The following is a 13,437-nucleotide window of genomic DNA, read 5'->3' as shown; positions in this document are numbered from 1 at the left end:
TTACTTGAGGCCTTCAGCCGTCAGTGCTGCGTCAACGGCAGGGCGAGCAGCAACGCGTGCCATATAGCTGACAATGTTTGGATAGGCTGGCAGATCGAAATGCAGAGCTTTAGCCCAGCCCAACACGGTGAACAGATAGGCATCAGCTACGCTAAAACGCGCGCCCAGCAGATAGCTCTGATTGCTCAGTACACCATTGAGATAGGTGAACTGCTGTTCCAGTTTCTGACGTGTGATGGCTTTATATTCATCAGGCGTTTTCGGGTTAAACAGAGGGCTAAAGCCCTTGTGCAACTCGGTCGCAATATAGTTCAGCCACTCAATGGCATGATAACGAGCCAGTGAGCCAGCCGGTGCGATCAAATTACGGTCTGGCACCTTGTCTGCGAGATATTGCACAATGGCAACGCCCTCAGTTAACAAGCTTCCATCATCTAATTGTAGGGCAGGTACTTGACCTTTCGGGTTGATCTTCAGGAAGTCTTCACCGTGCTCGGTCTTCTTAGTGGCAAGATCGACGCGCTCAATCGTAAAGTCTAGCCCAGCCTCACGCAGAACAATGTGCGGAGAGAGAGAACAAGCTCCGGCTTTGTAAAACAGTTTCATCAAACACTCCTTAGACGATCCTGAGACATTGATATACCCGTCATACTATTTGGGGTATCGATATACCTAGCGAAGAACCATATTACGGCGACAATGAATAATTGTCAGTGACTGGTTTGAGTATTTTTGCAGGCGCTCGCAGATAAAAAAAAGCGCCCCAGAGGGCGCTTTTCACAATGATAACCGGAAGTGATTAAACGGTCGCAGCTTCGCGAGCGTTTTCTTCATCGCTGCTCTGAGTCATACGATTCAGTTTAGGCGCGGTCAACATCATCAGCACGGCAATAACCGCTGTTACGATACCAATTTGCATAAATACGTGGCTGTAGATAGCCAGTGATGCGTGAGCATCTGGTACGTCAGAAGGTACAGCGGTCAGCGCAGCCACTTTACCCGCAATCAGCGCAGCCGCTGCGGTAGTCAGGAACCATGAGCCCATGATGAAGCCCATCAGACGCTGTGGAACCAACTGTGCAACCATTGCCAGACCCAGACCAGAAATCATCAGCTCGCCGATACTCTGCAGAGCGTAGCTTAGGATCAGCCAGTTTACAGACATGATGCCTTGCTCGTTGGCGAAGGTTGCGCCCCATGGCAGCACTAAGAATGCACCGGAACACAGAACCATACCGATAGCGAACTTGTGTGGCATTGGCAGACGGTCGCCCATCTTGTTATAAACCGCAGCCAAAATTGGGCTAGCTACCATGATCCAGAATGGGTTCAGTGCCTGATACTGTTCTGGCTCAAACGCGATACCCAGAATAGAGTGCTCAACGTTGTGAATCGCAAAGAAGTTCAGAGACGTTGGCATCTGGCTGTACAGAACGAAGAAGACAACGGCTTCCAGCATCAGCAAGAAAGCAACGATCATCTTACGACGAGCAGGGCCGTGCAGAGCGAAAGTCTCTTTAGCGAATACCAGAACGATACCCAGAGAAATCAACGCCAGCGCCCAACGAGCAACGATCTGGTTGTGCAGAAGCCAGTAAGAAACACCGATCAGCACTACGATACCCACTAAGGTCATCAGCAGCTTATTAAATTTCAGAGGCTCAAAGTCAGGTTTAGAACCGTGGTTCTTAACCCAGCGACGGCACATCATGAAGTTAACCAGCGTGATCAGCATACCCACAACGCTCAGTGAGAATGCGATGTTCCAGCCATACTGTGCGGCCAACCATGGGGTTGCCAGCATAGAGAAGAAGGAACCGATGTTGATGGACATATAGTACATAGTAAATGCACCGTCCAAACGCGGATCGTTTTTCTCATAGCAGGTTGAAAGCAGGGAAGATGGGTTGGCTTTGAACAAGCCGTTACCTACGGCAATAGTCGCCATACCTGCATAGACCCACGTGATATCGTGGCCTGAGAAGGCAACCAAGGCATAACCCACGGCGAGGACTAATGCGCCAAGCACGATAACGCGTTTAGCACCGAGAACTTTATCGCCTAACCAGCCACCGATAGCAACAAAGCCATATACCAGTGCGCTGAAGGAAGAGAACAGGGTGATCGAGTCGGCCTCGGTCATTCCAAGCATTTTGACCAGATAAACGGCCATGATGCCCTGAAGGCCGTAGTAACCAAAACGTTCCCATAGTTCGATGGAGAAAATCAGGTAGAAAGCTCTAGGCTGCTTAAAGGCGTTTAGGCTAACGCTCTCATCTGCCTTATTACTGTTGTTGTTTGCGGTTGACACAAATACCTCGAATTTTTTCATACCCTATCAGTGACAGGGAAACAAAGAGTGATGCGGGGAAGCATCCTTTTGCATTGTTATAAGTTGGAAGATCGGGGGTTAATGTTCACTATATGATGCAGTCTGACAATACCTATGAAATATTCTGTTACATAAACTTTATGCAGAACATCCGCGAGTTGTTACAAATGTTATGCAGAGTGAAGCATTGTGTTTTCGCTCTTTCCCGAATTAATGTTTTGATTAAATCCTAATCAGACCGTTTTTCGTTATATATTCTTCTATTGTAAAGATATGCAGTGTGATCGACTGCTTTCTATAAAAATGCCATTGCAATAATAATGCATAACCGTTTATGTGCATAATTATCCAAATAATTCACATTTTGTATGAAAATAGTTATTTTTCGTGACCTGATAAATGTGATCTATTTCAAAAAAATGACAACGAAAACCCTTGATCTCGGCGCTATGGCATCTTTTCACACATTTTATGAAAAAAGCGGACGGGATCACAGTTGAAGGAGGCGGCGCTAGGGCGAGATTTGGGGGCTAGTGAGGAAGCTGCATTCAATAATGCGCAAGAGAATACCTGCGCATTATGTATCGGTATGCTTAGGATTCGGGATAAACCTTCTCTTTGAACTCACACAGATCTTCGATGATGCATGAGCCACAGCGCGGTTTGCGCGCGATGCAGGTATAGCGGCCATGCAATATTAACCAGTGATGACAATCAAGCTTGAACTCTTTGGGTACCACTTTTAGTAGCTTAGCTTCGACTTCATCAACGTTTTTTCCTGGTGCAAAACCGGTGCGGTTGCATACGCGGAATATGTGGGTATCTACAGCGATCGTTGGCCAACCAAAGGCTGTATTGAGCACCACGTTAGCGGTTTTTCTGCCAACGCCCGGCAGAGCTTCCAGCGCGGCGCGATTTTCTGGCACTTCGCCATTGTGCTCATCAAGCAGGATCCGGCAGGTCTTAACAATATTCTCTGCCTTGCTGTTATATAAACCGATGGTTTTGATGTACTGCTTGATGCCATCAACGCCCAGTTTGAGCAGCGCCGCTGGGGTATTTGCCACCGGATATAGCAGCGCCGTTGCTTTATTTACGCTCACATCGGTAGCTTGCGCCGATAGCAGCACTGAAATCAGCAACTCAAAATTTGAGCTGTAGGCCAGTTCCGTGGTGGGGTGAGGATTATTCTCTTGTAGCCGCTTAAGGATCAGCGTGCGCTTTTCCTGATTCATAATGCTCGTTCGCTTTCATTATTGATAGTCGGAGCAACGGTTTGACGCGCTGCCTGACGGGCTTTCATTTTCTGATCAATAACATACTTCAGCGCCAACAAAAATCCTAGACCCAAGAATGCACCGGGTGGCAGCATTGCCAGTAGGAATGGCGTATCAGTGTGGAAGATTTCAATGCGCAACGATTTAGCCCAAGAACCTAACAATAAATCGGCACCGTCGAACAATGTACCGTTACCGCAGATTTCACGTAGCGAACCCAATACGAACAGCGCACAGGTTGCACCCAGTCCCATCGCTAAACCATCAATGGCAGAAAGACCGACCGGATTTTTAGCTGCATAAGCCTCGGCGCGACCAATCACGATACAGTTGGTCACGATAAGCGGGATGAAAATCCCCAACGACTGATACAGCCCAAACGCGTAGGCGTTGATCAACATCTGCACGGTGCTCACCACCGAGGCGATGATCATCACATAAATCGGAATACGGATCTCGTGCGGAACCCAGCGGCGCAGGGCAGAAACGGCGCTGTTGGTGAAAACCAGCACTAACGTGGTTGCCAAACCCAGCCCAAGAGCGTTGGTTGCGGTAGATGATACCGCCAACAAAGGACACAATCCGAGCAACTGAACCAGCGCAGAGTTATTTTTCCACAGGCCATTTGCCAGCAGCGTTTTGGCTTCACTCATCAGTTACTTTCTCCTGCGGTTATTTGGCAGCGCGGCATGGATTCAATACGTTCACGATTCTCTTGTAAGAAAACGGCCGTGTGGCGAACTTCATTGACCACCGCGCGTGGCGTAATGGTAGCTCCGGTAAACTGATCAAACACGCCGCCGTCTTTTTTCACAAACCAGCGTGGGTCATTATCCCCGTGAACGGTTTGATTGCGAAAGCTGTTAATCCAGTCAGAAATTCGGGCATCAATTTTATCCCCTAGACCGGGCGTTTCATGATGCTCTAAAACGCGTACGCCCAACACCTTACCGGAAAAATCAGCGGCAACCAGCAGTTGAATCGCACCGGAATAGCCATCGGGCGCGGTAGACTCCACCGCGGCGGCCACCGGTACGCCATCTTTCCGTGCCAGATATAAATGGTGCGGTGCAGCAGATCCAAGACGCTTATCCGTGACAACGTAACATTCATGCTGTAATTCGTTGTTATACATCTCGGTGGGTAGAACCTGGTCAAAGAGTTGTTTTTGCTGCAGTTCAGCCTGATGAGCGATGGTATCTTTGGTTAATTCATTCACCACCGCCGTCAAACCCGTGGCTAATACGGCAAACAACGCAAGCGTGGTGCCATGGCGGCGCATAGTAGAAAGCATAGCGATTCCTTAGCGATGTCCGTAAGCGCGTGGCTTGGTGTAGTGGTCAATCAACGGAACGGTAATATTCGCCAGTAGTACGGCAAAGGCTACACCGTCTGGATAGCCACCGTAGGTACGGATAATCCACACTAATGCGCCAATCAAACCACCAAAAATCAAACGCCCGCGCGGCGTTGTAGACGCCGTCACCGGATCGGTTGCGATAAAGAAAGCGCCCAGCATGGTTGCGCCGGAGAACAGTTCTAACATCGGCGGCACTGCGCTTTCGGGAGAGAAATAACCGCCGAGAGCCGAACATACCGCTAAGGCCGCAATAAAGCTCACGGGGATCTGCCAGTGAATCACGCCGCGCAGCAGTAACACGATGCCACCGAGCAAGAAACCGGCGTTAACCCACTGCCAGCCTAAACCAGCAAACTCGCCTTGATAAATTGGCTGACGCAGAATCTCAGCCACGTCATGGCCGGAGCGAAGACTGGTTTTAAAGCTGTCTAACGGCGTGGCTTGACTGATGCCATCGGCGGTTTGAATCAGCTGATGGATAACCGTGCCGTCGGCGGTATGCCCGCTAAAAATAAGCAACAGCGTATCATTCACATTCAGCGGCGCGTTCATTAGGCTCTCTGGCGGCAGCCACGTGGTCATCTGCACGGGGAAAGAAATCAGCAGAACGACATAGCCAATCATCGCTGGGTTAAACGGGTTTTGCCCCAAACCACCGTACAGCTGTTTGGCAATCACGATGGCAAACACCGTGCCTAATACCACCATCCACCAAGGCGCCAGCGGAGGCAGACTGATCCCCAACAGCAACGCCGTCAGCAGAGCGGAATTATCGCCCAAGGTTTTAGCTACGTTTCGATGACGCAAGCGCAAGACCAGAGCTTCTGTCAGCAGCGCCGTCACAATGGCCAACGCGCATTGGATAAGATTGCCATAGCCAAAGAAATAGGCTTGAGCAGCGATGCCAGGAATACAGGCAAAAATCACCCACAGCATGATGCGCTGGGTTGATTGCTGATTATGAGTAAAGGGTGAGCTGGCGATTCTAAAAGCCATTTAATCCTCGTTAACCGCGGCTGACTTCTGCGCCGCCTGTTTCGCTTTTACACGGGCAATAGCAGCTGCAACAGCGGCCTTGCGTGGGTCTTGTGAGTTATCAGCGCCTTCATCAGAGGACGCTGAAACCGTATCATTTTCTTGCGCCTGAGCCGCTTTTTTGGCTTTAGCGCGTGCAATCGCAGCGGCAACCGCAGCTTTACGCGGATCTTCACCGGCTTCCTCAGCAGGAACGACGATATTTTCATTGCCCGTTGCGCCACCTTCAGCGGTATTTGCCTGAGCGGCTTTTTTGGCTTTAACGCGAGCGAGCGCGGCGGCAACGGCTGCCTTACGCGGATCGGCTTCGGCTTCAGGTTGGGAAACATTTTCCTGCTTACGCTCGCGAGCCAAGGCCTTGCGCGCCTCACGAGCCGCGCGAATGCTGTTATCTTCCTGATCGTTGTTAAACGGGTGAATTGAGCTGATACCGTTCTGCTGCTCTTGACGCTGTTTAACGCGTGCCACCGCGGCCTGTACCGCAGTTTGGTCGCTTTCGGTCACTTTCACCGCGGCCTGTTTATGGCGCAATTCTCGAGCGGCTTTTTCACGTTCTAAACGCGCCTGACGGGCTTCGAAACGCTCTTTTGCCTGAGCGGCTCGCGCCGCTTCTTGATCGGCGGCTTTAATTTCCGCCTTCTCTTGGCGGTAGTATTGCACCAGAGGAATACTGCTTGGGCAAACGTAGGCGCAGGCGCCGCATTCAATGCAGTCGAATAGATGATGCTGGCGCGCTTTCTCATGCTCTTGACCACGGCTAAACCAATAAAGCTGCTGCGGCAAAAGACCGGCAGGACAGGCATCGGCGCATTGGCTGCAGCGAATGCAGGCCTGCTCTTCGTTGGCTTCATCAAACTCATTTTTTGACGGCGCTAAAATGCAGTTGCTGATTTTAACAATCGGCACATTGAGATAGGCGAGGGTAAAGCCCATCAATGGACCGCCCATAATCACCATCGGTGAGCGGTTCTGAGCTTCAAACTCACCGGCCTGTAAAAGGTGCTTAACCGGTGTGCCTAAGCGTGCCCACACGTTGCCCGGCTTTTTCATCAGTTCGCCGGTGAGCGTTACAACGCGTTCAATCAATGGCTCACCGTCGATAATGGCGCGTTTGATCGCATAAACCGTACCGACGTTTTGCATTAAAACGCCGATAGACGCGGAGTGTTTGCCAAAAGGCACTTCCATCCCTGTGAGGATTTTGGTGAGCTGTTTGGCACCGCCGGACGGGTATTTGGTCGGGATCACCCGTAGTTTGATATCGTCGTGGCCCTGTAGTGCGAGCTTCAACGCCGCGATGGCTTCTGGCTTGTTATCTTCAATGCCAATCAGGGTGCGCTGAGGTGACAAAATATGGCGCAGAATTTCACAGCCGGCGATGATTTCAGCGGCATGTTCACGCATCAGACGATCGTCGGCGGTGATATAAGGTTCGCACTCAGCGGCATTGATAATCAGCGTTTCAACTTTGCCATAGCCGCCTTCCAATTTGTTACCGGTCGGGAAGCCCGCACCGCCTAAGCCCGCAATACCCGCCTGATGGATAAGCTCAGTGAGGGCTAACGGTGACTCTGCGCGGTAATCCGCGACCGGATGCAACTCTCCCCAGCGATCTTGATTATCGGGAATCAGGGTAATACAGGTTTCGCGCAGACCCGAAGGATGCGCGGTTATCTGAGGCGAAATGGCGCTAATCACCCCGGACGTAGAGGCGTGAACCGGCAGCATACGGCCCGTACCGCGCGTGAGCGGCTGACCTTTCATGACGTGCTGACCGACTTTCACTAACAGTTCACCTTCCGAGCCGATATGCTGCTGAACGGGAATAATCAACATTGGCGGCAGCGAAACGTGGCGCAGCGGAACATGGCTGGACGGATGCTTCATTTCAGGCGGATGAATACCGCCTTTGAAGTCCCACAACTTGTCTTTTTTCAGCGCTGCAAACAGATTAAACATGGTGTTCCACTTCGCGTTCATTTACGGAAATTGTTCTGACCGGAATGGTGTTTAGGTCCCATTTCCAGTTTGCCGTGGTGGTCGGTACCGGCACTAACGTGATGCAGTCGGTTGGGCAAGGCGCGACGCACAGATTACAACCGGTGCACAGATCGCTCACTACTGTATGCATGGCGCGTGTTGCGCCAACGATGGCATCAACGGGGCAGGCTTGAATGCATTTGGTACAGCCGATGCAGTTCTCTTCATCAATCAGTGCCACCTGACGCACCGGCTCAGACTGGGCGGCTTCGCCGTCTAAAGGCTGAGGGTCTACCGCGAGCAGTTCGGCGATCTTCAACATCACCTGCTCGCCGCCTGGGGCGCAACGATTAATTTTTTCGCCACCGCTTGAAACAGCTTCGGCGTACGGGCGACAGCCAGGGTGCCCGCATTGACCACATTGGCTTTGCGGCAGGATAGCGTCGATCTGTTCAACGATAGGGTCAGCATCAACTTTAAAACGGCGCGCGGCAAAGCCGAGCACGATACCGGAAACCAGCGCGATAGCGCCGACGGCACAAATAGCAATCCACAACGACGACATTAGAATTTCACCAACCCGGTAAAGCCCATAAACGCAAGGGACATCAGTCCGGCGGTAATCAGTGCAATAGATGAGCCACGAAACGGCGCGGGTACGTCAGCCACGGCTAAACGTTCACGGATCGCGGCAAACAGAACCATCACCAGTGAGAAGCCGGCAGCGGCGCTAAAGCCATAAACAGCAGACTGCATAAAGTTATGCGACTGGTTGACGTTAAGCAGCGCCACGCCAAGCACGGCGCAGTTAGTTGTAATCAGCGGCAGGAAGATACCGAGCAGTCGATACAGCGCAGGGCTTGTTTTACGTACCACCAGCTCGGTGAACTGCACCACAACGGCAATCACCAAGATAAAGGTTAAGGTACGCAAATATCCTAGCGCCAGCGGCACCAGAATGAATTCATTAACCGCCCACGCGCAAACAGAGGCGAGGGTGAGTACAAAGGTGGTTGCCAGCCCCATACCAATGGCCGTTTCCAGCTTTTTAGACACGCCCATAAATGGACATAAGCCGAGAAACTTAACTAAAACAAAGTTATTGACCAGAACGGTACCGACCAGTAACAGCAAATAATCGGTCATCAACTAAACCTAGCAAGAAAAACAGTAGACGAAGAAAAACCGCCGTATTATCGGGATTTAGCCGCCGGACGACAACAGATCAAGTACAAGGTTATTCGATTTATTGCGAATTAACTCGAATGAGGGAGTACTGAACGCCGATAAAACAGCCTAATTACGGCTCAATAAACGTATCGCGTACGCGGCTTGAGCGCTTGATATAAGGAACAAAAATAGCGGCAGCCAATAGCGGCATCACCATATTACGTACCGCCGAGGCGTCGGTAACGGGAGAAAACGCAAAGGATTTCAACGCTAAAAGCACCATCACCAGCAGCCATAAAATGAAAAATTTAGGGAAGCGGCGTGAGCGTTTGCCAAAAAGATACAGATTAAACAGCGTGAAGGCCCAGACGATCACGGTGATAGCAAACGACAGCATCCACTGGCTGGAAAACGTGGGGCTATGCGAAAGCAACTGACTGCGACTGGCCGGCTGTATGATCGTCATCAAAAAGATAATCAGCATCAGACTGGACGACAGCAAAGAGACAATCATGTAAGCCAGCGGCGCAACCAGCCAGCCACCAATCCGTTTTGTTTTCATATTGCTACCTTCATTTGACATAGCCTGTTTTCAACATAGCTCGTCACGTTAAATCCCAAATTCAGCGTTACGCATCATACAGGCTAATTGAAGCGCTATCATCGATATCGTGCTGCCGAGCCGTCAACGGGTCACGGCATGCACGAAATGACGATAATTTCTTCAATGTTACGGCGTAACTTAATTATTTCATCAACTCAGTCCGACGATATTTCCCGCGCTATCGATATCAATATGACGGTAGGCGGGTAAGGTGCTAAGCCCCGGCATGGTCATAATGTTTCCGGCATAAACACGAGTAAAACCGGCGCCAGCTGATACTTTCAGATCGGTGACAGGCAGAATGAAATCACGCGGCACATTTTTTAGGGCCGGATCGGCACTGATTGAGAGCGGTGTTTTTGCCATGCACAGTGGCAGGTGACCAAATCCAGCCAGCTCAAGCTGCTGCAATGTGGCCTGTGCCGCTGGGGTTAATTCAGCTCGTAATGCGCCGTAGCCATTTTTTGCCAGCGTCTGCAATTTATCCGCCAGAGACATGTCATCAGGATAAAGTAATGACACTTCGCCGCCGGTACGGCAGGCCGCAGTAACACATTCGGCTAGCTGGGCCGTGCCTTTGCCGCCCGCAGAGAATGCATCGCTGATTTCAACCCCGAAAGCACCATGTTCCATCGCGAATTGGCGAATGAAATCCAGCTCTTCCGCGCTGTCTTCTGGGAAGTGATTGATAGCCACGACGACCGGTAATCCATAACGGGACGCGTTGCCGATATGCCAGGCTAAATTGCTCGCGCCTTCGACCAGCAAAGGTAGGTTGGCATGCTTAACTTCTTCCGGCAAAGACTGTCCCGGTTTCATATTAAACTTGCCGCTGTTGGCTTTTAAACTGCGCAGCGTAGCAACCAATACAACGCAAGAGGGTTTGATACCCGACTGGCGAGATTTGATATTAAAGAACTTCTCCATGCCCATATCGGAACCAAAGCCGGCTTCGGTCACCACATAATCTGCCAGCTGTAGGGCAAGACGATCGGCTAGAACCGAAGAGTTACCGTGGGCAATATTCGCAAATGGCCCTGCGTGGATGAGCACCGGCGTGTTTTCACTGGTTTGCATTAACGTTGGATGAATGGCTTCTTTCATTAATACAGTCATTGCGCCAGCCACTTCCAGATCCTCGGTGGTAATGGCGTGACCCTGTAACGTATAGGCCAAAATAATGCGCCCAATGCGCTGACGCATATCGGCCAAACTTTCTGAAAGCGCCAAGATGGCCATCAGCTCCGACGCGGCGGTGATATCAAACCCGTCATGACGCGGAACGCCATTGTTACCGCCGCCCACGCCGATATCTATGCTGCGAAGCGCACGATCGTTATGGTCAATCACGCGTTTCCACACAACGTGTTCAGGGTCGATATCCAGACGTTTTAATCCGGTATGTTCAGTAAACTTTTCGCCCAAGCGCTGTTCATGGAACAGACGGGCATCCAGCGCGGCGGCAGCCAGATTATGTGCCGCAGTGATAGCATGAATATCGCCGGTGAGATGCAGATTGAGCTGCTCCATGGGCAGGACCTGTGCCACGCCGCCGCCGGCTGCACCACCTTTCACCCCGAACACGGGGCCAAGGCTCGGTTGACGAATACACGCCAGTGCTTTTTTGCCAATAAAGTTCAGCCCTTGGCTTAAGCCGATAGTGGTGACGGTTTTACCTTCACCTAATGGCGTTGGCGTAATACTGGAAACCAACACTAACTGGCCAGTACCTTGCTCGGGTCTAATTGCCTTGATGTCTATTTTGGCCGCGTAGTGGCCATAGGGGATCAAATGTGTCGATGGGATCCCCAGTCGTTCAGCGATCTGGGCGATAGGTTTTAACTGAGGAGCATGCATCTGTTCGGGGAGGGACGTCATGGGGTCGTGATCCTTGCAAAAACAGGTAAAGGCAAACAGGTTAATGGCGACGATTATAGGCTATCGGGCAGTACACTCAATGAAGAATACCGTCCGACACGCATTTTTCGCGCGTAATATTTCACACTACGCAAACGTTTACTCTGCGAGAAATCAATGTTGTGGCAGGAGATATTTGCCCAGTGTCACCAGAAGAACTGCGACGATAATGACACACAGCGCAAGCCATTCGGTTGACGACAGCGTTTCACCGCCCAAACCAGTACCTAACAACACGGCGACTACCGGGTTAACGTAGGCATAGCTGGTGGCAACGGCGGGGCGAACGTTACGAATCAAAAACATATACGCGCTAATCGCGATCAGAGAGCCGAAAACCGCCAGATAACTTACCGCCAAAATACCCTGTAGGCTTGGCATTTGCGTCATACGTTCACCGGCTATGGCGCTGGCGATAAGTAAGACTATCCCAGCGGTGAGCATTTCAATGGCTCCAGCCATCAGGCCTGCCGGTAACTCAACGCGAGAACCCCACACTGAGCCGAACGCCCACGTCATTGAACCCGCTAAAATAAGCAGCGCCATCCACGGATTGCCGCTTAAATGCCCGCCGCTGTTGAGCAAAATAATGCCACACAGGCCAATTGCAATCCCCAGCCACTCTAACCAACGCGTTGGCATTCCGTACATTCGACTAAAGCACAGGGTGAAAAGGGGAACGGTGGCCACCATGACCGCCGCAATCCCGGAGGGAACATCTTGATGCTCAGCCACGGTCACAGCGCCGTTGCCGGCTGCCAGCAGCAAAATACCGATGATGGCGGCGTTTAATAGAGGACGACCGCTTGGCATTTTGTGGCCGCGTAGACGGAGAAACGTAAGCATTACTAGGCCAGCACAGAGAAACCGCACGCCGGCCATCATTAATGGTGGCCAACTTTCCACGCCAAGACGAATGACAAAGTAAGTAGAACCCCAAATAATATACAGGGCAAATAATGAGCCAATGAGTGGGAGAAAGGTGGCAGCACGAGAGAGCATAGTAAGCATTATCCTTGGCAAAAATAAGCAGCCAGTAAACGCTAAAATGGGCTGAGTAAGTACTCTTTTCTCATGCTTTTTGCTTATTAATGAAATGAATTTAAAGGGAATTAGCTATAAGGCCACGACAATAAAGTTTATTGTCTGATGATAACAAAAAATACGTTCACTTTAGCACCAAACGTTAAAGTGAAACCGCATTCAAACGAATAGCCAACGGCAATATAATGCGGTTAATAATTTTTATTGAACGTAGCGCCAGATCTCTTTAGGCACACAGCCCACATCATATAAGCGGCCGCCGCTGGCTAATTCTGCGCGGCGATGATCGGCAGCACGATACATATTAATAATTTCCTCATCCTCAATGAGAGAGTAATTAAGATGATCAAAGAGTTTTTCTAAGCTTTCCAGTGTGCTAACTCTGCGGAACTTTAGCAGATAATCATTTACGTTCATTTTATATGTTCATCAACAGGAAGGATAACAGAAGAGTTTCCAGTATATGTAGTGAAAACCATCTGTCTAGTACAATATTAGTGATACGTGTTACATAATTAAAAAAAGGTTATAATTTAACAAGTAACACGCTGATCGCCTGTCTAATATATCGACGGCGGGCAGGTTCAAGATAATTTTCGGCTAATTAAATAGTGTAAAATACTTTCAAACAAAATGAAGTACTCAATTTCGCGTGGCGTGTTTTTATATTCACGATTGCTGTTTGCACGTGGTTTCGTTGTGCGAGACCATAAAAAAT

At 50.4% G+C, this 13,437-nt stretch carries 13 protein-coding genes; all 13 read right to left on the bottom strand.

Annotated elements, in window-relative coordinates; translation table 11 throughout:
- The 13 genes from gstA to ydgT all read right to left on the bottom strand — a co-directional run bounded on the left by gstA (nucleotide 1) and on the right by ydgT (nucleotide 13,136).
- Nucleotides 1–606: a glutathione transferase GstA gene (gene gstA, locus BN1044_RS15870; RefSeq protein WP_072309508.1), complete on the bottom strand. Its 606-nt coding sequence runs from the start codon at nucleotides 604–606 to the stop codon at nucleotides 1–3.
- Between the two features lie 193 nt (nucleotides 607–799).
- Nucleotides 800–2,311 carry a dipeptide/tripeptide permease DtpA gene (dtpA, locus tag BN1044_RS15865; protein ID WP_072309619.1) on the bottom strand — a complete coding sequence of 504 codons (1,512 nt, stop codon included), beginning with the start codon at nucleotides 2,309–2,311 and terminating at the stop codon, nucleotides 800–802.
- A gap of 614 nt (nucleotides 2,312–2,925) precedes the next feature.
- A complete protein-coding gene (gene nth / locus BN1044_RS15860; RefSeq protein WP_072309507.1) occupies nucleotides 2,926–3,567 on the bottom strand; it encodes an endonuclease III in 642 nt (213 codons plus the stop codon).
- A complete protein-coding gene (locus tag BN1044_RS15855; RefSeq protein ID WP_072309506.1) occupies nucleotides 3,564–4,262 on the bottom strand; it encodes an electron transport complex subunit E in 699 nt (232 codons plus the stop codon). Before BN1044_RS15855 ends, nth begins: the two co-directional genes overlap by 4 nt.
- A complete protein-coding gene (rsxG, locus tag BN1044_RS15850; RefSeq protein WP_072309505.1) occupies nucleotides 4,262–4,903 on the bottom strand; it encodes an electron transport complex subunit RsxG in 642 nt (213 codons plus the stop codon). The genes BN1044_RS15855 and rsxG overlap by 1 nt, the downstream gene beginning before the upstream one ends.
- Nucleotides 4,904–4,912: 9 nt before the next feature.
- Nucleotides 4,913–5,965, bottom strand: a complete 1,053-nt coding sequence (gene rsxD, locus BN1044_RS15845; RefSeq protein WP_072309504.1) for an electron transport complex subunit RsxD — start codon at nucleotides 5,963–5,965, stop codon at nucleotides 4,913–4,915.
- Nucleotides 5,966–7,963, bottom strand: a complete 1,998-nt coding sequence (rsxC, locus tag BN1044_RS15840; RefSeq protein WP_072309503.1) for an electron transport complex subunit RsxC — start codon at nucleotides 7,961–7,963, stop codon at nucleotides 5,966–5,968.
- Nucleotides 7,956–8,549 carry an electron transport complex subunit RsxB gene (rsxB, locus tag BN1044_RS15835; RefSeq protein WP_072309502.1) on the bottom strand — a complete coding sequence of 198 codons (594 nt, stop codon included), beginning with the start codon at nucleotides 8,547–8,549 and terminating at the stop codon, nucleotides 7,956–7,958. Before rsxB ends, rsxC begins: the two co-directional genes overlap by 8 nt.
- The gene (rsxA, locus tag BN1044_RS15830; RefSeq protein WP_025801041.1) at nucleotides 8,549–9,130 is read right to left on the bottom strand and encodes an electron transport complex subunit RsxA; all 582 of its coding nucleotides are present in this window, start codon (nucleotides 9,128–9,130) and stop codon (nucleotides 8,549–8,551) included. The genes rsxB and rsxA overlap by 1 nt, the downstream gene beginning before the upstream one ends.
- Nucleotides 9,131–9,284: 154 nt before the next feature.
- On the bottom strand, nucleotides 9,285–9,716 hold the full coding sequence (locus BN1044_RS15825) for a DUF2569 domain-containing protein (RefSeq protein ID WP_072309618.1): 432 nt from the start codon (nucleotides 9,714–9,716) through the stop codon (nucleotides 9,285–9,287).
- 192 nt (nucleotides 9,717–9,908) lie between these two features.
- Entirely contained in the window at nucleotides 9,909–11,636 is a 1,728-nt protein-coding gene (locus tag BN1044_RS15820) for a formate--tetrahydrofolate ligase (protein ID WP_072309501.1), read from the bottom strand.
- A gap of 153 nt (nucleotides 11,637–11,789) precedes the next feature.
- Nucleotides 11,790–12,677 (bottom strand): drug/metabolite exporter YedA, encoded by an 888-nt coding sequence (gene yedA, locus BN1044_RS15815; protein WP_072309500.1) that lies wholly within the window; start codon nucleotides 12,675–12,677, stop codon nucleotides 11,790–11,792.
- 243 nt (nucleotides 12,678–12,920) lie between these two features.
- Nucleotides 12,921–13,136, bottom strand: a complete 216-nt coding sequence (gene ydgT / locus BN1044_RS15810) for a transcription modulator YdgT (protein ID WP_072309499.1) — start codon at nucleotides 13,134–13,136, stop codon at nucleotides 12,921–12,923.
- Nucleotides 13,137–13,437 lie beyond the last annotated feature (301 nt).

Source organism: Hafnia alvei (genome assembly GCF_900095695.1).
GTDB classification, from domain to species: domain Bacteria; phylum Pseudomonadota; class Gammaproteobacteria; order Enterobacterales; family Enterobacteriaceae; genus Hafnia; species Hafnia alvei_B.
Note: the sequence above shows the minus strand (reverse complement) of the source record. Positions and strands in the feature narration are given on the sequence as shown.